Here is an 18,567-nt window from a genome sequence, read left to right as displayed (position 1 = left end):
GCGCTAGCGGACCCCGACGGGTGATCGCACCGGTGCGTCGGCGACCACCCGCACCGACCGCGCCCACGCCGGGACGTCCTCGAAGGCGTTGAGCAGCCGCCAGATTCGGTCCCGGGAGAACGGCGTCTCGCATGGGCGGACGCCGACCGCGCGGCGGATGGCATTGCCCAGGGCGGCCGGGACCGGGTTGTAGGGGCTTTCGCTCATCGACTTCGCGCCGAACGGGCCGAGTTCGTCGAAGGTCTGCGCGAAATGGATCTCGGTCTCGGGGACGTCGTTCATCTGCGGAATCCGGTAGGCGCGCAGGACCGGGGTGAGCAGGGTGCCGTCGTCGTCGACCATCACCTCCTCGTAGAGGGCGGTGCCCAGCGCCTGCGCGATGCCGCCCTCCACCTGACCGCGGCACTGCTCGGGATTCAGCACCGTGCCCGCGTCCGCGGCATGCACCGATTGCAGGATGCGGACCGCGCCGGTGCGGGTATCGACCGCGACCCGGAAGCCGTGCACATTCCACGCCAGCGAACGGAACTCGCCCAGCTCTTCGCCGCGCGCGAAAGCCTTGTCGCCGTTGCGGTTCGCCGCCGGGCACGCCGCGATCACCTCACCGAAACCGACATCCCGGACGGGAGTGCGGACCCCGTCGGGAAGCATCGAGCACTCGGCGACGGCGGTGCCGGTGAGCTCGGCCGCGACACCGAGCAACAGCTGCCGCAGGGCGAGCGCGGCGGCGTGCAAAGCCTTGCCCGCCACCGTGATTCCCGCCGACGCGAACGCGCCGGTGTCGTAGACCGCGCCGTCGGTGTCACCGTTGGTGAGCACCACCCGGCCCGGTTCGGTGGACATGTCGCTGGCGATGATCTGGGTGTGGACGGTGGTGGTGCCGTTGCCGAACTCGCAGGTGCCCACCCCGGCGGTGTAGGTCCCGTCCGGCGCGACCGACAGCGTGGTCTTGGAGACGTGACCGAACGGGGCCATGGTCGCGATCATCGCGAGGGCCATCCCCTCCCCCACCCGCCAGTGCGGGCCCTCCGGCGCGGGCACGCCGTTGCCGCGAGACAGGCCGCGCTGCACCAGATCCAGGCATTGATCCAGGCCGTAGCTGCCGTAGACCAGGCCCGCGTCCGCGGGGTGCGCCTCGATCAGCGGGTCGCCGTCGCCGACGATATTGCGTCGCCGCAGCTCGAACGGGTCCATGTCCAGCGCGACGGCCAGCTCGTCCATCGCCGACTCGATGCCCAGGATCACCTGGCCCAGACCGTAACCGCGGAACGCGCCCGACGGCAGATTGTTGGTGTAGACGGTCTCGGCGTCGACCCGCTTCACCGGGGCCCGGTACACGCTCAGCGATTCCGCGCAGGCGTGGAACATCACGCCGGGACCGTGATTGGCGTACGCGCCGGTGTCCGACAGCACGTTCAACGCGATCGCGGTCAGCCTGCCGTCGCGTCTCGCCCCGAGCCGGACCCGTACCCGGAACGGGTGCCGCACCGAGGTGCGCGCGAACTCGTCGGGGCGGCTCATCTCGTAGATCGCGGGCTTGCGGGCGCGCAGCACCACGAGCGCGACCAGGTCCTCGGTCAGCATCTCCTGCTTGCCGCCGAACCCGCCGCCGACGCGGGTGGTGAACACCCGCACCCGGTCCTCGGGCAGCTTCAGCAGGCGGCACAGGGTGCGCCGGGTCAGGAACGGCACCTGAGAGCTGGTGCGGATCTCGAGTCGGCCGTCCTCGTCCAACCAGCCCAGGCTGCCGTGGGTTTCGAGCTGCATGTGCGAGACCCGCTGGGTGCGCCATTCGCCCGAGACCGTGACCTCGGAGTCCGCCAGTGCCTGCTCGATGTCGCCGCCCTGGCCGTCGTGGATGGCGGCCACCACATTCCGGGCGGGATCCAGGGGAAGCTCGTCGGCGGGCTGGTCGGTGTCGAGCAGTTCCGGATGCACCAGGGGCGCGCCGGGCGTGCGGGCGAGCTCGGGGTCGTGCACGGACGGCAGGACGTCGTACGCGACTTTGATGAGGCGGCAAGCCTTTTCGGCGGCGGCCGCGGTCGTCGCCCCGACCGCCGCGATGCGCTGGCCGCGGAAACGCACGACATCGTCGAAGATGCGGGTGTCGTGCGGGTCGTCGGTGCGGCGCTCGTGCTGTCCGGTGGAGTAGCGGGCCTGCGGCACGTTGCGATGGTCGAGGATCAAGGCGACGCCGGGTAGTCGTTCGGCTTGCCAGGTGTCGATGGCACGGATGCGGGCGTGCGCGTGCGGCGAGCTGAGCACCCGAATATGCAGTGCACCAGGCACATCCACGTCGAAGGTGTACGGTTCGGTGCCGGTGACGACCCGCTTGGCGGCCGGAGGGTGCACCGATGTCTTGACCCCGGAAGCCCCGATACTCGGTGCCGCGCACTCGGTTTCGGCGTGGCCGCCGCATCCGGCGCTGGCTCGTACGCCCTGCCGGATCGCCTGCCGGATCGACCGGTAGCCGGTGCAGCGGCACAGGCTGCCCTTCATCAGGCGATGCATATCGGGGAGCTGATCCTCGTCCAGCGTGGAAGCGGTGACGATCATTCCGGCTGTGCAGAAACCACATTGGAACGCGAAGTTGTCGACGAAGGCCTGCTGCATCGGATGCAGATTGTCCGGCGTGCCCAGCCCGGAGACGGTGGTCACCGCGCGGCCCTCGATCCGCTGCGCCGGATAGATGCACGAATGCACAGGTTTTCCGTCGACCAGCACCGCGCACGCACCGCAATCGCCCGCGTCGCAACCCTTCTTGATCTCGAAGTGCCCCTGATCGCGCAGGAAGGTGCGCAGGCATTGCCCCGCACGGGGTTCGGCGGTGCACGACTCGCCGTTGATGGTCAGCTCCATGGCAGCAGTTCCTGTCGGATTTCCTCGAGCAGCACTCCGCTGACGGCGCACCGCCAGTCGGCGGTGCCCAGCGGATCGGTGTAGTAGCCGTCGGCGGCACGGCTGTCGGCGCGCAACTCGGCGGCCGTCGGCAGGGTCCGATAGCGCAGCACCACCGGACGTTCGGTCGCGGCCGTGATGGTGAATACCGACGCACCGGACTCGTCCACCCGGCCGGTGAGCACCGCGGCGCTGCGGCCGATCTCGGCCAGCGCGATCTTGCGGAAACCGGTGCGGGCGCGCAGCGCGTAGCCGGGAATATCGATGCAGCGCACCACATCTCCGCGCCGCAGCAGGCTGGTCCCGTTCCCGGTGGGCAGTTCGGCGACGGGCATCGAGTACTGGCCGCTCGGGGTCCAGATCAGCGCCTGGGCATCGAGCGCCGCGGCCAGCGACACCATCGACGCGGCGGCATACGACCGGGCGATGTTCCCGCCGACGGTCATCATGTTCCAGATCTTGAACGAGGCCAGCAACGCGGTGGCGGCCTGGAAGAACAGCGGATGCGCCGCCCACCCCTCCCGCCGCCGGATCCGCGACAGCTCGGCGACCGTGCACGTGCCCGCGATCCGCAACCCGTCGGCAGTCTCCTCGATCGACCGCCACCCCATGGTGCCCAGATCGACCAGCCCGGTGGTGTGCACCTGCGGCTCGGAATACAGCCACGTGCCGCCCCCGAGAAACGCCTCCCCCGGCCCCAGCACCAGATCCTCCCGGTTGCGCGCCGAGCGCCAGCGCTCGATGGTGTTCAGATCCATTCGCCGAGTACAGCGCCACCCCACCACCACCCACCACCACCGCCGCATCCGAACCTTCGACCCCGGCCTTGGATGATCAACCAAGACCACACGATCGGCCCCTCGGCCGGACGAATCCACCTATCGGCCACTGGAGACCAGCTACCCAGCAGCGCATACACCAATAGGTGCGCACATTAGGATGTGAAAATGACAGCGCCGAGGAGGCGAATCAGGACGGGCACGAGAAGGGAACAACGATCATGGCGACACCCCAGCACGACGCGCACACCGAGCACGACCACACGCACGGCGACGGTTGCGGACATGTAGCTGTTCCGCACAACGGGCACACCGACTATGTGCACGACGGTCACCTGCACCGCGCCCACGACGGCCACTACGACGAATGCGAACCGGCCGGGCACACCGCGCACGACAATCACGAACACGTCCATGGCGACGGATGCGGCCACGCCGCCGTCCCGCACGGCGACCACGTCGATTACATCCACGACGGTCACCGGCACGCCAGCCACGACGGCCACTACGACGAGCACTGACCCGCGCCGACACCCGGCCGACATGATTGCGCCACAGTAGAAACCCGCCATCCCGACCTGTCGCGCCGCGATCCGCGAAGACTTCGCGAGGGCGTCCTGTCAGGATGTGTGGGTGCTGGCGCAGAACACACTGCCTTCGATCCGACCGCGGATATCGTCCACCTACGCGCTTGTCGCGCTGGTGATTCTCGGGGTGCTCTGCCAGGGACCGCTGATCCGCGCGGTCGGGTCGTCGGCACGACTACAGACCGCGGTGACGATCTTCGCCGGAGTTTTCGTGCAGGCGGTGCCGTTCCTGGCGCTGGGCGTCACGGTCAGTGGCGTGATCGCCGCGTTCGTGTCCCCGGCTCTGCTGCGTAAGGTGTTGCCGCGCAACGAGACCGCGGCCATCGGCGTGGCGGGGCTGGCGGGCATGGCGCTGCCCGGGTGTGAATGCGGCGTGGTGCCGGTGGCGCGGCGGCTGACCGAGCAGGGCGCGCCCCGGTCGGTGGCGCTGGCGTTCATGCTGTCCGCGCCCGCCATCAATCCGGTGGTGTTGGTCGCGACGGCCGTGGCGTTCCCGGGCGAGCCGGGAATGGTGGCGGCCCGCTTCACCGGATCGCTGGCGACCGCGTTCACGATGGGATTCCTCTGGTCACGCGTCGGACGCCCGGCCTGGATGCGGCCGCGCTCCGCGAGCCTCGATCACTGCGCGACCGGGCGCGGCCGGTGGGAGATCTTCAGCGAAACCGCACGGCATGATCTGTTGCAGGCCAGCGCGTTTCTGGTGCTCGGTGCGGGCGCGGCCGCCGCGCTGCACGTGCTGGTGCCGCCGTCGTGGTACCAGCACCTGTCCGGGCAGATGGCGGTCGCCGTGCTGGTGATGGCGGTGCTGGCGATCGTGCTCGCACTGTGCTCGGAGGCCGACGCGTTCGTGGCGTCGAGCATGTCGGCGTTGCCCTTGCTGCCGCGACTGGTGTTCCTGGTGGTGGGTCCGGCCGTCGATATGAAACTCTTCGCCATGCAGGCGGGCGCGTTCGGGCGGCAGTTCGCGATTCGGTTCGCGCCGTTGACCTTCGCGGTCGCGCTGGTGTGCGGCACCATCGCCGGATTCATCTGTCTGGGAGGCGCACGATGAAACGCGAGACCCAGAACCTGCTGTTGCTGTTGATCGGCACCGCGGTGTTGTGGACAACGCTGGACGGCACCTATCTGCGCTACGTGAAGGCGAGCCTGCATCCGTACCTGCTGATCAGCGGTGTCGGATTCGTCGCGCTCGCCGTGACCGCGATCGGACGGGACATCCTGCGCGGCAAGGCGGTTCACGAGCACGACGACCACGACCACGGCAGCGGCCGGGCCCAGTGGCTACTGCTCGCCCCGGTCGCCGCACTGATGTTCATCGTGCCGCCCGCTCTCGGCGCGGACGCGGCCGCGACAACGTCACCGGTGCAGGCGGTTTCCCACGATCCGGCCGCCGACGAACCCAAGCGGTATCCGTTCCCGCCACTGCCCGCCGAGACCGCACCCGTCGTTCCCATCGTCGACCTGGTGGATCGCGCGCTGCTGGACTCGAGCCACTCCCTCGACGGCCGCGAAGTGACCATTCGCGGATTCGTCATCCGCCCCAAGGATCTCGAACAGGCCCACGCCCCCGCCACCGATTTCGACCTGGCGCGCGTGGTGATCACCTGCTGCGTCGCCGACGCCCGCTACGTCCTCGTCCACCTCTCCGGCATGCCCGACGCCATCGAGGACGACGCCTGGCTCGAGGTCCGCGGCACCGTCGAACCCGGCAGCGCCCAGCGCGACTCCGACGAGACTCCCACCTTCACCGTCACCGGCTATCAGCGAATCCCCAAACCCGACAGCACGTACGAGCGCAGCCATTGACCGCTGGCGCGGATCGTCCGCGGACTGGCGGGAAATGTCTCTCGGGCCGCGATCGTCCTGTTCCTAGCATCGAGGGCGTCGCCGCGACGCACCTCGCGTCGCGGTCGGGAGGAAGGGATCTCGGATGGATCGCCAGGAACTGGGCACGCGCGAATATCGGGAATTGATCGGCGGGGAGCCGCTCGAGAAGCTGGCCGCGGTGCGGGCGGCCTCGCCGGAGATGTACGAGACCATGATCGAATCGGTGTTCGCGGGTCCGCTCGCGCGGCCGGAGTTGGCGCGGGCCGACCGCGAATTGGCCACGGTGGCGATGATCGCGGCCATCGGCGGCGCGGACGACAAGCTGGCCGGGCATGTGCGCGCGGCCCTGCACCACGGCTGGCATCCCTCGGAGCTGCGGGCGCTGGCCGAGCATGTCTCCGCGTACGCCGGATTCCCGCGCGCGCTGCACGCCCTGGAAGTGATCGACCAGGTGGCCGGGGTGCGCCCGCCGCTGGTGCGGCGGATTCAGGCCAGTGATCACGAGACGCTGGTCGCCTCCGCCGGCACGACCGGTCCGGCGGTGATCCTGTCCGGATCCTTCGGAATCGACTGGCGCATGTGGGAACCCGTCATGGACCGCCTCGCGGTCGGCCGCCGGGTATTCGCCTACAACCTGCGCGGGCACGGCGCGGCGGCGGGCTCGCCCAAGCCGTTCACCATGACCACCATGGCCGATGACGTGCTGGCCCTCATGGACAATCTGGGACTCGAGACCGCGCACGTGGTCGGTCTGTCCATGGGTGGCGGCGTCGCCCAGACTCTCGCCGTGCAGAACCCGGACCGGGTGGATTCGCTGGCGCTGCTGGGCACCACCGACTACCCGTTCACCGACGCCTTCCGTTTCCGTGCCCGCTCCGCCGAAATCGACGGCATCCCGGCACAATTGGAGCCGACGCTGACCCGCTGGTTCACCCCCGCGGCGCTCGCCGCCAACACCTGGGGTGTGCGCTATGCCCGCGAACGCATCCTGCGCTTCGCCGCCGAGGACTGGGTCGCCGCCTGGAACGCGTTCGCCGACATGGACGTGCAAGGCAAACTGGCCGATTTCGGCAAGCCGGTCCTGGTGCTCTCCGGTGAGAAGGACGCCTCCTGCACCCCGGAGATCATGTCCGGCATCGCCGAGCGCATCCCCGGCTCCACCTTCCAGATCCTGCCCGGCACCCCGCACCAGCAGACCTTGGAGCAGCCCGGCCTGGTGGCCGACGCGCTCGACGCCTTCCTGCCCGCCGACCGATAGGGACGTGCCATGAACTCCGACGGCCTCATCGCCGAGCACTGGGACGTCCGCGAAGCGGTCCCGCCGAGCACCGTCAACGGCCGACCGATCATCTGATTCCCGGAACCGGTATGGTTCGGCGGGGAGTTCGAGGTCGACTGGTCGACCGGTACGAGGGGAAGCAATGCAATACGAGGTCGTCGGGCTGATCACGCTCGGGCTGTGGGTGTACTGCCTCATCGACATCATCACCTGTCAGGAATCCGGCATTCGCCATCTGCCGAAGGGCGCCTGGCTGCTGATCGTCATCTTCATCCCGACCCTCGGCGGATTGCTGTGGCTGCTGCTCGGCCGCCCGCAGTACGAGTCGCGCGGGCCCCGGTCGACCACCGGCTACAGCGAATACGACCGTCCCGGCCGCTACGTCGCCCAGGACCCCGCGGCCGACGAAGCGTTCCTGCGCGGGCTGCGCGAGCGTGCCGAGCAGCAGCGCGCCGAAGCCCGCCGACAGGAACAGGCCCGGCAGAACGACCTGGATCGCCGTCGCGAACAGGGCGAAACGCTCTGAACACGCGGCGGCGCACCGGGTTTCAGGCGACGTCGGTAGCGGGCTCGGTGGCGTAGCGGCTCATCACCCCGAGCGTGGCGCTCACCCGGCCAGGCCGAGGTCGGCCACCAGACGCCGCACGCGCATCTCCACCTGATCGCGGATCTCCCGCACATCCTCGAGGCCGCGCCCCGCCGGATCCGCCAGCCACCACTGCTCGAACCGATGCCCCGACACGATCGGATCGCTGTCCCCGCACCCCATATCGACCACGACATCCGCCGCCCACACCAGCTCATCGGTCCACGGCTTCGGAAACTCCGCCGCGATATCGATCCCCCGCTCCGCCATCGCCTGCACCACAACAGGATTGATCGCGGAACCCGGCGAGGAGCCGCCCGACCACCCCACCGCCCGATCCCCCGCCAACCGCGCGAAGAACCCGAGCGCCATCTGCGAGCGCCCCGCATTATGCGTGCACACGAACAACACCGCCGGAATCTCCCCCCGCCGCCCCGCCGCCTTCGACAACGCGATCAGCCGATCCCGCGCGAACCGCTCGGCCACCCCGGCTACATCCCCCGGCACCCCGACCGTCCCCGCCAACTGCGCATAGGACGAACTCAACAAACCCTCGACAACATCCGCCCCCAACTCGCCCCCGAACTCCCCCACCAACCGCCCAAGCGCCCCTTCAAGCCCCTGATCCACCTGCTCTCCTTCCACCCATCGAGCGAACCGTTCCAACAGGTGACCCGCCCGCCCCTCCGCAACCACCCTACCCACGCCCCACCGCTACCCGCGTCCTCGAGAACCGGCGCCATCGGTGATTACGACAACACCAGGACGTGTGCGAACGCAACCATGAGAACCAGCGGGATCACGCCACGCCGCCGGCGCCCGCCACATCGATCTCCGTCTGAAGGCTTGGAGACTACCGGGTTACGCGATGCGCATCCCGGTGCGGAGGAGGGCCAGTTGGGCGCGGGGCAGCCTACGTCGGCTCGCCGATCTGAGCCAGCAGGGGCTCGATCGACGCTGGTGTCGCGTCCGCGAGCGCGAGTGTGGTTCCGTCCGCCAGTTGGATGTCGAGGCTTTCACGCGGTGGTGTCGGTAGTCCATGGGAGCCCCAGATCCAGCAAGGTGTCCAGTCCGGCATGGCCGACATCGAGCACCGTGGTTCGAGGGTCCATAAAGAAGATGACCGATATCCCGGTCAGCGTCTGCTGCTCGGTCAGCGATTCGAGCAGCAGCCGGAACGCCGACCGCGACCTTCCGTTCCAGCCTCGGCGAAACACCTGTACTTCGAGGCCGCCCGCGAAAACTGGTGAGTCGCGATCGAGGAACCGTTCACGTATCACGCGATCCAAATCCGGGTCGGGTGACGACAGCAGTACGGACCGGTAGCCGTACCGATCGTCGATGCGCACCTGCAGAATCCCCATCACTCCAGACTCCCACGAGCACAAAGCAATCGAGAGGGAAAGCCCCACGCCCGCATCGGGTCGGGCTTGTGATCGGTGCCATACCGGCCGCTCGGTTGCGGTCGGTTACCGTGCAGTGGCGGCGTGGTGAGAGGGAGCGGGTTTGTCGGCGAGGGTGGTTCGGTGTTTGGTGCTGGTGGCGGTGGCCTTGTCGATGCTTGTGGTGGCGGGGTCGCAGGTTGATCCGGGGGCGCGGTTCTTTCATCAGAGTCTGCGATGGACGGCTTGCGGTGCAGCGGATCTGGATGCGGCGGGTGCTGAATGTGCCGATGTGCTGGTGCCATTGGACTATCAGCGGCTCGATGGACGTACGTTGCGGGTGGCGATTTCGCGGGTCAAGGCGACCGACCCGGCCAAGCGTGTCGGGGTGCTGCTGTCCAATCCGGGCGGTCCCGGCGCGGAGGGGCTCGACAGTGTCGATCTGCTCGGCGATGTGCTGTCGCCCGAGGTACGGGCGCGCTTCGATCTGATCGGGATGGATCCGCGCGGGGTCGGCCGCTCGGGGCGGACTCCGCGCTGTGGGTGGCCGGTCGGGGAGATGATCCACTCCGCGGGCATCGATCCGCAGGGTCTGGCGCGCGAAACCGGGCAGGCGGCACGCATGGCGAGCGGCTGCGTCACCGGCGATCCGGAGAAGGTGCGTCAGCTCACCACCCGCAACACCGCCCGCGACATGGACATCGTTCGAATCGCCTTGGGCGAGGAGAAGATCAGCTACTACGGCACGTCATACGGCACCTATCTCGGTGAGGTCTTCACGCAGATGTTCCCGCAGCGCAGCGACCGCATCGTCCTCGACAGCGCGATCGATCCGGACCGTTATTGGGAAGGGCTCGTTCAGGATTGGGGTGAGTCCGATGAACGGGCGCTGGACGACTGGTCGAATTGGGTTGCGGCGAAGGACGATACGTATCACTTCGGAGCCACCGCGACCGAGGTGCGTGCGACCGTGGTCGATCTGCTCGCGTCCGCCGCCCACCGCCCGATCGTCATCGAGGACTTCCCGATCGACGATCACTGGCTCCCATTCCTGCTGCACAATCTGCTGACCGACGCTCGCCGCAACCAGCCGCTCGCGGACATCATCCGCGAAATCGCCGACGCCGCAGGCGGTCCGCCGGTGCCCGCACGCTCGCCACGCCTGCGCGGCACCTTGCAGGTCCTGCGATCCGAGGAGAACTCCACCCTCGCCCAGATCGCCTGCGGCGACGCCGCCGCCCCCACCGACCCCGCGTGGTACGCCGCCAATATCGCGGCCACCCGCACTACCCAGCCCGTCTTCGGAGCGCTCGCGAACAACATCCAGCCCTGCGGATTCTGGCCCGCCCCGGCCGAATCGCCCACTCTCGTAAGGAATTCCGTCCCCGCTCTGATCCTGCAAGCCACCGGCGACGCCCGCACTCCCTACACCCACGGCATCCAACTGCACCATCACCTGACCGAATCCCGCCTGGTCACCCTGCAGGACGTCCGCATCCACATGACCTTCCGCCCCGACCTGAGCACCTGCGTCGACACCACCATCAACGCCTACCTCAGCACCGGAACCCTCCCACCCACCGACACCACCTGCTACGCCGACACGGCACCACAATGAGTCCAACAGATACCTAGAAATCGATGTAGGCGACGGGTCCGGCCGTCACCGGACCACGTCCGTGCTCGACTCTGATCGATCAGCCCTGGTACTGGGCGCTGATCAGGCCGGCGTTGTCGTCGGTGCAGAATGTCACGCCGTCGGGACGTACGTGGATATCAGCGGTTTGGATGACGCGGGAGCGGGAGCGGTGGGGGTCGATGAGGCGGGTGGGTGGCCCGGGCACCAGAGCTCCGACGGGGTTGGGGCGGTACGGGTTGCGAATGTCGAACACGCGGATGCCCGCGTTCTGATACGTGGCGAAGACCAGTTCGTCGGACACCAGGCTGCCGGGCCGGTTGTCGTGCAGTGCGCGTGGTCCGAAGCGGCCGCCTTTGGTCGGGTAGGACTGCTCATCGGGGGTCGGCAGGGTCGAGATGCTGATGGGATTGTTCGGGTCCGCGATGTCGAACAGCCACACGAACTGTGCGTCGCTGCCGGGCGGGTCCGCGGTTGCTTCGTCGGCGACCACGAGCAGGTCGCGGTTGCGCAAGGGCAGCGCCATATGGGTGTCGCCGCCGTAGGGCGGCGCCCATGTCCGATGCGAAATCAATTGGGGCGCATTCCGGTCGGTGATGTCGATCAAAGTCAGGCCACCGTCGCGCCAGCACGCGTAGGCGGTATCTTCGTCGACGACCGTGCGGTGGAGTGCGAATCGACGGCACCCCTGGTCCCACGACGGTGTCTCGCCGAGTGCGCGGTGCATGCCGGGAAGCCACCACCGTCCCGCCAATCGCGGGCGCGCCGGATCGTCGACATCGATGATCTGCAGTATGTGGTCGGTGAATCCGGGCGGACACACAGCGGCGTAAGCCCAGCGTCCGCCACTGAACCACAGTTGGTGGACATCCGACCCGGGCAAGTCGAGGTACGAAATCCTCACGGGCCGAATCGGTTCGGAGACGTCGTACACTGCTATCCCCGGCGTCTGCGCCGTATCGCCGACTGCGAGAGTGGTTTTGGGCCCGGCATTTGTCGACGGACCCGACGCGTGAGCGACCAGCAACAGATCGTCGGCACACTGCAGGTAGCCGTTCCACATATCGTGTGGTGCGGAATGGAATGCCACGGTGAACATGTCGCGCGGATCGCGGACGTCGATGATCGAGAATCCGCGCGAGAACAAGTGGCCGACATACAGGTGGCCACGGTGGTATTGGAGCTGTCGAGCATCGGGCCGCCCGCCTTGATCACAGTGCCCCAAGGCGGTGAACCGGTGCGCGATCTCAACCGGAGGTGGATCGGGGACGACAACCATTTCTGTCAGTCGTAGTCCACCGAGCGACCCAGCTCGGCCCATCGTTCATCTTCGGTGCGCAGATCCTTCATCACCTGTGCCACATGGTCGACGGCGCTGCGGCCCAACACCAGATGCCTGGGCGGTTCGCTCATGCGGGCTACATCGATCAGAACCTTCGCGACCTTGACCGGGTCGATCGGCTCGGTGCCGGTGACCGAGCGCAGGTAGCGCGCCATCGCTCCGACCGTGGGGTCGTACCGCGGTTCGATCGGCGGGATCGTCATCGACGAGCCGGCCCAATCGGTGCGCATCGCGCCCGGCTCGGCCAGCGTCACTTTGATACCCAGACCGGCCGTTTCCTCGGCCAGAACACCGGAGAACCCTTCGACGGCGAACTTCGCGGACTGGTAGGCGCCCACCCCTGGTGCGGTGAGTCGGCCACCGATGGAGGTGACCTGGATGAAATGGCCACTGCCCTGGGCCAGGAACACGGGTAGCGCCGCTTTGGTGACGTACACGGTGCCGAAGAAGCAGACCTCCACCTGGTCGCGGAAGTTGTCGAGGCTGATCTGCTCGATCGGCGCCAGGTCTGCATACCCGGCGTTGTTCACCACGACGTCGAGGCGACCGAAGGTCGAGACGGTGTCGTCCACCACGGTGCGAGCCTGTTGTGGGTCTCGCACATCGAGCACCGCGGTCAGCACTCGATCTCCGTACTGTTCAACCAGATTCGACATCGAGCCGACATCGCGCGCTGTCGCGACCACGCGATGGCCCGCTGCCAGTGCTTGTTCGACCACCGCGCGGCCCAGGCCACGCGAGCCACCGGTTACCAGCCACACCTGCCCCCTGGGCACTTGTGCGGGTTCGGTCATCGGACGCTCCTTCGTACTCGACGGACTCGTTGACGCTCAGTGTTGCGCGCCGACGTCCGGTCAACATGAGTCGATCTCGCCTCGAGCACGGTGCCGCGCTGCCCGTTCGGGGACTCGCTCATTCGACTCAGGTTAAGCACCGCGAGGGTTGCCAATGATCGTCTCAGCGAGTTTTTCCCGATCGAATCGAGGAGTAGAAATGAGCGATCACGACTTCTGGCCCGCCGGAGCACGACTGGCGGTGACGGTATCGATGCAGTTCGAGGCCGGCGGGCAGCCGATCAGTGGTGCGGGCGGACCGATCACCGAACCGATCGCGCCCGGCTACCCGGATCTGGGGCAGAACAGTTTCTACGAATACGGTGCGCGAGAAGGCGTACCGCGGCTGCTCGATCTCATGGACAAGCATTCGATCAAGTTGACGTCCTTCATGATCGGCGATGCGGTGCTCCGTCATCCCGATGTCGCCGCCGAGATCGTCAAGCGCGGCCACGAGGCCGGTGCGCACGGCCGCCGCTGGGCACCGCAGTACCACCTGCCCCGGGAGCAGGAAGCCGCGTGGATCGCCGACAGTGTCAGCGCGATCGAGGAGATCACCGGCACTCGTCCGACCGGCTACAACAACTATTGGATTCGGCCTGGAGTCAACACCCTGGAGCTGCTGGAGGAGCAGGGTTTTCGCTATCACATCGACGAACTGTCCGCCGATGAGCCATTTCTGCAGCGAATCAACGGCAATCCTTTTGCCACCGTGCCCTATTCGGTTCATCTCAATGACATCGCCAGCTTCGACTTTCCCGGCTTCTCCCCCACCGACTACGAACAGCAGCTCGTCGACGAGTTCGAGCAGCTGTACTCGGAGGGGGCAACACGTCGCCGCATGATGGTGATCGGCCTGCACGAACGGCTGTCGGGACGTCCGTCGCGAGTCCGGGTCCTCGACCGCGTGCTGAGCCGCCTGCGTGAACGCGAGGATGTCTGGTGGGCCCGTAAGGACGAAATCGCCCAGTGGGCTCTCGATCACCCCGACACGACGCCGTGGGTCGACCGCGATCCGGCGCCGATCAGCGGATTGCCCGGGCGCAGCGCATGATCCAGCACGTAGTCCTTATCAACTTCCGCCACGGCGTCCCGCAAAATACGCGCGCCGAATGTGTGCGACGGCTGCGCGAACTCGAGACTCTGGTTCCCGGTTTGCGCCGATGGCGAGTCGGCGACAACCTCAGCAGCTTGGCTCGAGCCTGGGATGTGGCCCTGACCGGTGAATTCGACCGCCTCGAGGATGTTTTCGCCTATCGTGCCCATCCCGCCCACCGCGCCGCACAGGACTTCGTCGACGCCCATGCCGCCGAGACGGTGGGGGTCGACTTCGATCCCGGTAACGGAGAGGACTGACCATGCCGACCACCCTGCGCAGCCGAGTCTGGCCCTTGTTGCAGTCTCTGGGTGTCGACGCTGTCTTCGGCAATCCCGGCTCTACCGAGTTGACCATGCTCGACGGATTTCCCACTGCCGAACTCGATTACCACCTCGGCTTGCAGGAAGCCGCGGTAGTGATGATGGCCGACGGCTATGCCCAGACCTCCCGCAAACCTGTGCTGGTCAACCTGCACACCGGTCCCGGCCTGGGCAACACGGTCGGCAGTCTGCTCACCGCACGCTGGAGCAGAGCGCCATTGATCGTGACCGCCGGTCAGCAGGTACGCGCGATGATCACCGACGAGCACTGGCTGGTGAACGTCGACGCCACGACTCTGCCCAAGCCGACGGTCAAATGGTCCTTCGAACCGCCCCGGCCCGAAGACGTCCCCGCGGCACTGGCCCGCGCTGTGCAGACCGCGCTGACTCCGCCGGCGGGCCCGGTGTTCGTCAGTCTGCCGATGGACGACTGGGAAGTGGAGATCGACGGGACCGGCATCGACGATCTGGCCGCGCGCCGCATCCACAGCCGCACCGCACTCTCGGCGCCGAATCGCGATCACATCGCCGCGGCCTTGCGCGAGGCCCGCAGTCCGGTGCTGGTGCTGGGCGCCGCCGCGGTGGCCCAACTCGAGGATTGGAAGGCTGCGCACCGTTTCGCCGAGCACGCCGGGCTGAGCGTGTGGGCCGCTCCCGCGTTGGGGCGCAACGTCTTCGACGAGACGTCCCCGCGCTTTCAGGGGTTTCTTCCGTTCGGTGCGGCCCCGATCGGGCATGCGCTCGCCGATCACGATCTGATCCTGGTCGTCGGCGCGCCGGTCTTCACCTGCTACCCCTACGCTCCCGGACGCTATATCGACACCGAGGCACAGCTCATCCAAATCACCGACGATCCGGCCGAAGCCGCCCGCGCCCCGCTGGGCACCGCCTTCCTGGCCGACCCCGGACAGGCGCTGGCCGATCTGGCAGAAGCAGTCGAACCGATCGATCGGATGCAGCCGCCACTCCGTCGCGTGGCCGTGCCGCCGCGACCGGGCGACGTCACGGCCGTCGACGTGTACGCGCACCTGGCCGCGAATCTGCCTGCCGGAGTGCGCATCACCCACGAGGCCCCCTCCAGTCTCGGTGAATTCCACGACCACATCCGGCTCCGCGAACCCGACTCGTTTCTCACCACGCCCAGCGGTGGTCTGGGGTACGGGCTCGCGGCCGGCGTCGGGGCCGCGATAGCCGATCCCGGCCGCCCGGTGCTGGCCATCATCGGCGACGGATCACTGCACTACAGCGCGACCGCGCTGTGGACGGCAGCCCGCGCCGGCGCGGCGATCGTCACCGTGGTGCTGGCCAACGGGGAATACGCGATCTTGAAGGCTTTCGCCGATTTCAACGAGCTGCGCGACCCGATCCCGGGACTCGATCTCCCCGGACTCGATGCGGTCGCGGTGGCTCGCGGGTACGGCGTCCCGGGCCGTCGCGTCGACGATCCGGTCGAGCTCGCCGCCGTGGTGGCCGACGCGCTGCGCTCCGGCCGCCCGGCGCTGTTCGAGATCGGCATCGACGCCGCCGTCCCGCCGCTGTTGTAAGTGACCGCGCGACAAGAGTATTGGGAACCTCGATGACATACACCCACGCGGCTCGACCGGCCCACACCTCACCGGAGAACCAAATCCGCCTGCCGTTTCTCGGCGCCCCGGAAACCGTGCTCGTCGGCGCGGAGCATACCGGCGGTGAGTTCGCCCTGCTGCGCAGTGGCGGACCGCACGGCCACTCCAGCCCCTGGCATCGGCACCTGTGGGCGACGGAGACCTTCATCGTCGAGGAGGGCGACGTACTGCTACGCGTCGGGGACGAGGAATTCCTGGCAGCCGCCGGACACGCGGTCGTACTGCCCCGCGGGATCCCGCACGGGTTCGTCGTGGTCAGCGATTCGGCTCGGTACCTGACCCTGCACACACCGGCTGGATTCGAGTCCTTCGTCGCCGATGTCAGTGCGGCCGGCACCCCGGGGTCGCCTCCCGATCCCGCGATGCTGCGTGAGCTGGCGGCACGGCACGGCATCGAGATCCTCGGACCGGGGATCGGCGCGCCGGCGCAGTCGTGAGATCGAGTGGCGGGCAGGCACATGACTCATGTTGAGGACCGAATACTGCCCCAGACTCGGCTCATGAGCACAGTGACCGAACCGGCCAACGGGTGGCATTGGCGGGAGTGGTCCGCCGAGCTGGCCGGAACCGCGATCCTCATGTTCGCGGTCGTGACCGCGAAAGACATCGCGGTCCGGCTTTGGCCGACGACGGGCGATTTCACGCTGCGTGTGACCCTGGTCGGCACCGTAGCCGGGCTGATCGTGATCGCGGTCGCCTACAGCCCGCTCGGCCGGCGCTCCGGTGCCCACCTCAACCCCGCGGTAACGCTGGGTCTGGCGGCCCAGAAGACCGTCGGCACAGCCGATGTCGCGGGCTATGTGGCCGCGCAACTGCTCGGTGCGCTGCTCGGTGTCGCGGCCGCACGGCTGTGGGGACCCTCGGTCGCCGCTCCGGCGGTGCACTGGGCGCTCATCGCGCCGGGTGAGGGGATCACGACGACCGTTGCCACCATCGTCGAGGCGGCCGCCACCGCGGCACAGCTCGCGATCGTGTTCGTGCTGCTGCATTCGCCACGCTGGGCACGGTGGGCTCCGATCGTCGCGGCCGTGCTGCTGAGCACCGCCATCGTCGCCCTGGCCGCGATCAGCGGTGCCGGATTCAACCCGGCCCGCGCCTGGGCCCCCGATGTGCTGGCGGCCGAATACCCGGGGATCTGGGCATATGTCGTGGGTCCGGTCGCGGGAGCGTTGATCGCGGCCGCGCTCTCGTCCCTCGACGGGCGGCCGGTCACGGGCAAGCTGGTTCACGACCCGAACCTGATGTGCCACATGCGATGCGCACTGCCCCATACGCCGGCCGCCGTCTCGAGCCCCGATGGATCACCGCATCGGCGCGCGGTCCTCGATTAGGCTTGTGACACGGCTCCATCGGGTTATCGGGAGGAGAACCGGGCGTGGATGAGAGGCCGATCTCGGGCCGCGGCCCCAGGCTGCAGGGACGTGAAGAGATCACAACGCTGCTGCGGGCCTTCGTGGTTGGGCAATCGGATGCGGCATCGATGCTGTTGGCGGGTCCGGACGGCTCTGGCCGGACCGCATTGCTCGCCACGGCCGGGGGCTACGCGGCTGCGGCCGGAACCCGGTTCGTGGCCGTGCGTGGCGGCGATTCGCCCGCCCCCTACGGGCTGTGGCGTGAGATCGTCGAGACCTTGGCGCCCGCAGTCCAACTGCTGCCCGCTCCGCATCGGAAAGTCCTCTCCGAGGCCCTGTCCGGGTCGGGCGCGAGCGTTCAAGCGCGGCTGATCCTCGCGACGGCAGCACTGAACATCGTGCGCAACGCCTCACGCTCCTCCCCGCTGGTGATATCCGTCGATGACGCGCACCGGCTCGACCCCGACAGCGCCGATCTGCTGGCATTCGTCGCCCGCCGCCTGGCAGGCAGCGGGAGCAGACTGCTGATCACCTCGCGGCCGGGCGACGCGGTGATCGAACGTGCGGTGGACACCGCCGTAAGCCTCGAGCCGCTGTCGGCGATCGCCTCTCAATGTCTGCTGCGCAACGTATTTCCGTATTTGACGACCACGACGCGGACGGCCATCGCGATCGCGGCGCGGGGAAATCCGAAATCCCTCATCGACCAGGGCTACGCCGCGCTGATGGCGAGCGGGGCTTCTTCACCGCAACCCTCCGAAGCACTGGCCGACCTATTGACTCGGGCCGCCGATCGCGCACGCGCCAATGGCGAAGTACGCACTGCGGCAACCACATTCGCCCGGGCCGCCGAGCTGAGCCCACGTCCGGCGGATCAGGCGCGCCGATTTGCCCTGGCAGCGTGCGCGCTGGCCGATGTCACCGGCGACGTCGCAGCGGTACGACGCTGGCATCACGCCGCCGCTGCGGCCGGTCACGGCCGCGGTGAGGGCGGCGCGCCCCTGGCGCTGGTCGTCGCCGAC

General features: G+C 68.1%; 19 protein-coding genes. 13 read left to right on the top strand and 6 right to left on the bottom strand.

Annotated features, from left to right (window positions below; genetic code table 11):
• Positions 1-3 precede the first annotated feature (3 nt).
• On the bottom strand, positions 4-2,859 hold the full coding sequence (locus ACWELQ_RS04335; protein ID WP_452395599.1) for a molybdopterin-dependent oxidoreductase: 2,856 nt from the start codon (positions 2,857-2,859) through the stop codon (positions 4-6).
• On the bottom strand, positions 2,850-3,656 hold the full coding sequence (locus ACWELQ_RS04330; protein ID WP_452395598.1) for an FAD binding domain-containing protein: 807 nt from the start codon (positions 3,654-3,656) through the stop codon (positions 2,850-2,852). The genes ACWELQ_RS04335 and ACWELQ_RS04330 overlap by 10 nt, the downstream gene beginning before the upstream one ends.
• Positions 3,657-3,898: 242 nt before the next feature.
• Between ACWELQ_RS04330 and ACWELQ_RS04325 the strand changes: the two genes are divergently transcribed.
• The 5 genes from ACWELQ_RS04325 to ACWELQ_RS04305 all read left to right on the top strand — a co-directional run bounded on the left by ACWELQ_RS04325 (position 3,899) and on the right by ACWELQ_RS04305 (position 7,896).
• The gene (locus ACWELQ_RS04325; RefSeq protein WP_452395597.1) at positions 3,899-4,198 is read left to right on the top strand and encodes a hypothetical protein; all 300 of its coding nucleotides are present in this window, start codon (positions 3,899-3,901) and stop codon (positions 4,196-4,198) included.
• 112 nt (positions 4,199-4,310) lie between these two features.
• Positions 4,311-5,315 carry a permease gene (locus ACWELQ_RS04320; RefSeq protein ID WP_452395596.1) on the top strand — a complete coding sequence of 335 codons (1,005 nt, stop codon included), beginning with the start codon at positions 4,311-4,313 and terminating at the stop codon, positions 5,313-5,315.
• Positions 5,312-6,070 (top strand): TIGR03943 family putative permease subunit, encoded by a 759-nt coding sequence (locus ACWELQ_RS04315; RefSeq protein ID WP_452395595.1) that lies wholly within the window; start codon positions 5,312-5,314, stop codon positions 6,068-6,070. Before ACWELQ_RS04320 ends, ACWELQ_RS04315 begins: the two co-directional genes overlap by 4 nt.
• Positions 6,071-6,194: 124 nt before the next feature.
• Positions 6,195-7,349: an alpha/beta fold hydrolase gene (locus ACWELQ_RS04310; protein WP_452395594.1), complete on the top strand. Its 1,155-nt coding sequence runs from the start codon at positions 6,195-6,197 to the stop codon at positions 7,347-7,349.
• Between the two features lie 163 nt (positions 7,350-7,512).
• Positions 7,513-7,896 (top strand): PLDc N-terminal domain-containing protein, encoded by a 384-nt coding sequence (locus ACWELQ_RS04305; protein WP_452395593.1) that lies wholly within the window; start codon positions 7,513-7,515, stop codon positions 7,894-7,896.
• Positions 7,897-7,977: 81 nt separating this feature from the next.
• Here ACWELQ_RS04305 and ACWELQ_RS04300 read toward each other — a convergent pair whose 3' ends face one another.
• Positions 7,978-8,586: an arsenate reductase/protein-tyrosine-phosphatase family protein gene (locus tag ACWELQ_RS04300; protein WP_452395592.1), complete on the bottom strand. Its 609-nt coding sequence runs from the start codon at positions 8,584-8,586 to the stop codon at positions 7,978-7,980.
• Between the two features lie 386 nt (positions 8,587-8,972).
• The gene (locus ACWELQ_RS04295; RefSeq protein ID WP_452395591.1) at positions 8,973-9,320 is read right to left on the bottom strand and encodes a hypothetical protein; all 348 of its coding nucleotides are present in this window, start codon (positions 9,318-9,320) and stop codon (positions 8,973-8,975) included.
• Positions 9,321-9,630: 310 nt separating this feature from the next.
• Between ACWELQ_RS04295 and ACWELQ_RS04290 the strand changes: the two genes are divergently transcribed.
• Positions 9,631-10,956 carry an alpha/beta fold hydrolase gene (locus tag ACWELQ_RS04290; protein ID WP_452395590.1) on the top strand — a complete coding sequence of 442 codons (1,326 nt, stop codon included), beginning with the start codon at positions 9,631-9,633 and terminating at the stop codon, positions 10,954-10,956.
• A gap of 79 nt (positions 10,957-11,035) precedes the next feature.
• Here the strand turns inward: ACWELQ_RS04290 and ACWELQ_RS04285 are convergent, their stop codons facing one another.
• Positions 11,036-11,878 (bottom strand): LVIVD repeat-containing protein, encoded by an 843-nt coding sequence (locus tag ACWELQ_RS04285; protein WP_452395589.1) that lies wholly within the window; start codon positions 11,876-11,878, stop codon positions 11,036-11,038.
• A gap of 108 nt (positions 11,879-11,986) precedes the next feature.
• On the opposite strand from ACWELQ_RS04285, the gene ACWELQ_RS04280 reads away from it, so the two are divergent.
• Positions 11,987-12,268 (top strand): hypothetical protein, encoded by a 282-nt coding sequence (locus ACWELQ_RS04280; RefSeq protein ID WP_452395588.1) that lies wholly within the window; start codon positions 11,987-11,989, stop codon positions 12,266-12,268.
• Here the strand turns inward: ACWELQ_RS04280 and ACWELQ_RS04275 are convergent.
• Positions 12,259-13,110: an SDR family NAD(P)-dependent oxidoreductase gene (locus tag ACWELQ_RS04275; RefSeq protein WP_452395587.1), complete on the bottom strand. Its 852-nt coding sequence runs from the start codon at positions 13,108-13,110 to the stop codon at positions 12,259-12,261. The genes ACWELQ_RS04280 and ACWELQ_RS04275 overlap by 10 nt on opposite strands.
• 199 nt (positions 13,111-13,309) lie before the next feature.
• Between ACWELQ_RS04275 and ACWELQ_RS04270 the strand changes: the two genes are divergently transcribed.
• From ACWELQ_RS04270 to ACWELQ_RS04245, 6 genes are all read left to right on the top strand, one after another.
• Positions 13,310-14,203 carry a polysaccharide deacetylase family protein gene (locus ACWELQ_RS04270; RefSeq protein WP_452395586.1) on the top strand — a complete coding sequence of 298 codons (894 nt, stop codon included), beginning with the start codon at positions 13,310-13,312 and terminating at the stop codon, positions 14,201-14,203.
• Entirely contained in the window at positions 14,200-14,505 is a 306-nt protein-coding gene (locus ACWELQ_RS04265) for a Dabb family protein (RefSeq protein WP_452395585.1), read from the top strand. The genes ACWELQ_RS04270 and ACWELQ_RS04265 overlap by 4 nt, the downstream gene beginning before the upstream one ends.
• 2 nt (positions 14,506-14,507) lie before the next feature.
• Entirely contained in the window at positions 14,508-16,112 is a 1,605-nt protein-coding gene (mdlC, locus tag ACWELQ_RS04260; protein ID WP_452395584.1) for a benzoylformate decarboxylase, read from the top strand.
• A gap of 32 nt (positions 16,113-16,144) precedes the next feature.
• Positions 16,145-16,630: a cupin domain-containing protein gene (locus tag ACWELQ_RS04255; protein WP_452395583.1), complete on the top strand. Its 486-nt coding sequence runs from the start codon at positions 16,145-16,147 to the stop codon at positions 16,628-16,630.
• A 63-nt stretch (positions 16,631-16,693) separates the two neighbouring features.
• Positions 16,694-17,524 carry an MIP/aquaporin family protein gene (locus ACWELQ_RS04250; protein ID WP_452395582.1) on the top strand — a complete coding sequence of 277 codons (831 nt, stop codon included), beginning with the start codon at positions 16,694-16,696 and terminating at the stop codon, positions 17,522-17,524.
• 44 nt (positions 17,525-17,568) lie between these two features.
• Positions 17,569-18,567: ATP-binding protein (locus tag ACWELQ_RS04245; RefSeq protein ID WP_452395581.1), on the top strand; the 999-nt coding region annotated here is incomplete at its 3' end.

It is taken from the genome of Nocardia sp. NPDC004722 (genome assembly GCF_053601505.1).
Note: the sequence above shows the minus strand (reverse complement) of the source record. Positions and strands in the feature narration are given on the sequence as shown.

Bases quoted from the DNA above. Each gene is read 5' to 3' on its own strand.
- ACWELQ_RS04250 (WP_452395582.1), top strand. From the start codon at position 16,694: ATGAGCACAGTGACCGAACCGGCCAACGGGTGGCATTGGCGGGAGTGG.
- ACWELQ_RS04305 (WP_452395593.1), top strand. From the start codon at position 7,513: ATGCAATACGAGGTCGTCGGGCTGATCACGCTCGGGCTGTGGGTGTAC.
- ACWELQ_RS04275 (WP_452395587.1), bottom strand. From the start codon at position 13,110: ATGACCGAACCCGCACAAGTGCCCAGGGGGCAGGTGTGGCTGGTAACC.
- ACWELQ_RS04255 (WP_452395583.1), top strand. From the start codon at position 16,145: ATGACATACACCCACGCGGCTCGACCGGCCCACACCTCACCGGAGAAC.
- ACWELQ_RS04270 (WP_452395586.1), top strand. From the start codon at position 13,310: ATGAGCGATCACGACTTCTGGCCCGCCGGAGCACGACTGGCGGTGACG.
- ACWELQ_RS04325 (WP_452395597.1), top strand. From the start codon at position 3,899: ATGGCGACACCCCAGCACGACGCGCACACCGAGCACGACCACACGCAC.
- ACWELQ_RS04315 (WP_452395595.1), top strand. From the start codon at position 5,312: ATGAAACGCGAGACCCAGAACCTGCTGTTGCTGTTGATCGGCACCGCG.
- ACWELQ_RS04295 (WP_452395591.1), bottom strand. From the start codon at position 9,320: ATGGGGATTCTGCAGGTGCGCATCGACGATCGGTACGGCTACCGGTCC.
- ACWELQ_RS04265 (WP_452395585.1), top strand. From the start codon at position 14,200: ATGATCCAGCACGTAGTCCTTATCAACTTCCGCCACGGCGTCCCGCAA.
- ACWELQ_RS04310 (WP_452395594.1), top strand. From the start codon at position 6,195: ATGGATCGCCAGGAACTGGGCACGCGCGAATATCGGGAATTGATCGGC.
- mdlC (WP_452395584.1), top strand. From the start codon at position 14,508: ATGCCGACCACCCTGCGCAGCCGAGTCTGGCCCTTGTTGCAGTCTCTG.
- ACWELQ_RS04335 (WP_452395599.1), bottom strand. From the start codon at position 2,859: ATGGAGCTGACCATCAACGGCGAGTCGTGCACCGCCGAACCCCGTGCG.
- ACWELQ_RS04330 (WP_452395598.1), bottom strand. From the start codon at position 3,656: ATGGATCTGAACACCATCGAGCGCTGGCGCTCGGCGCGCAACCGGGAG.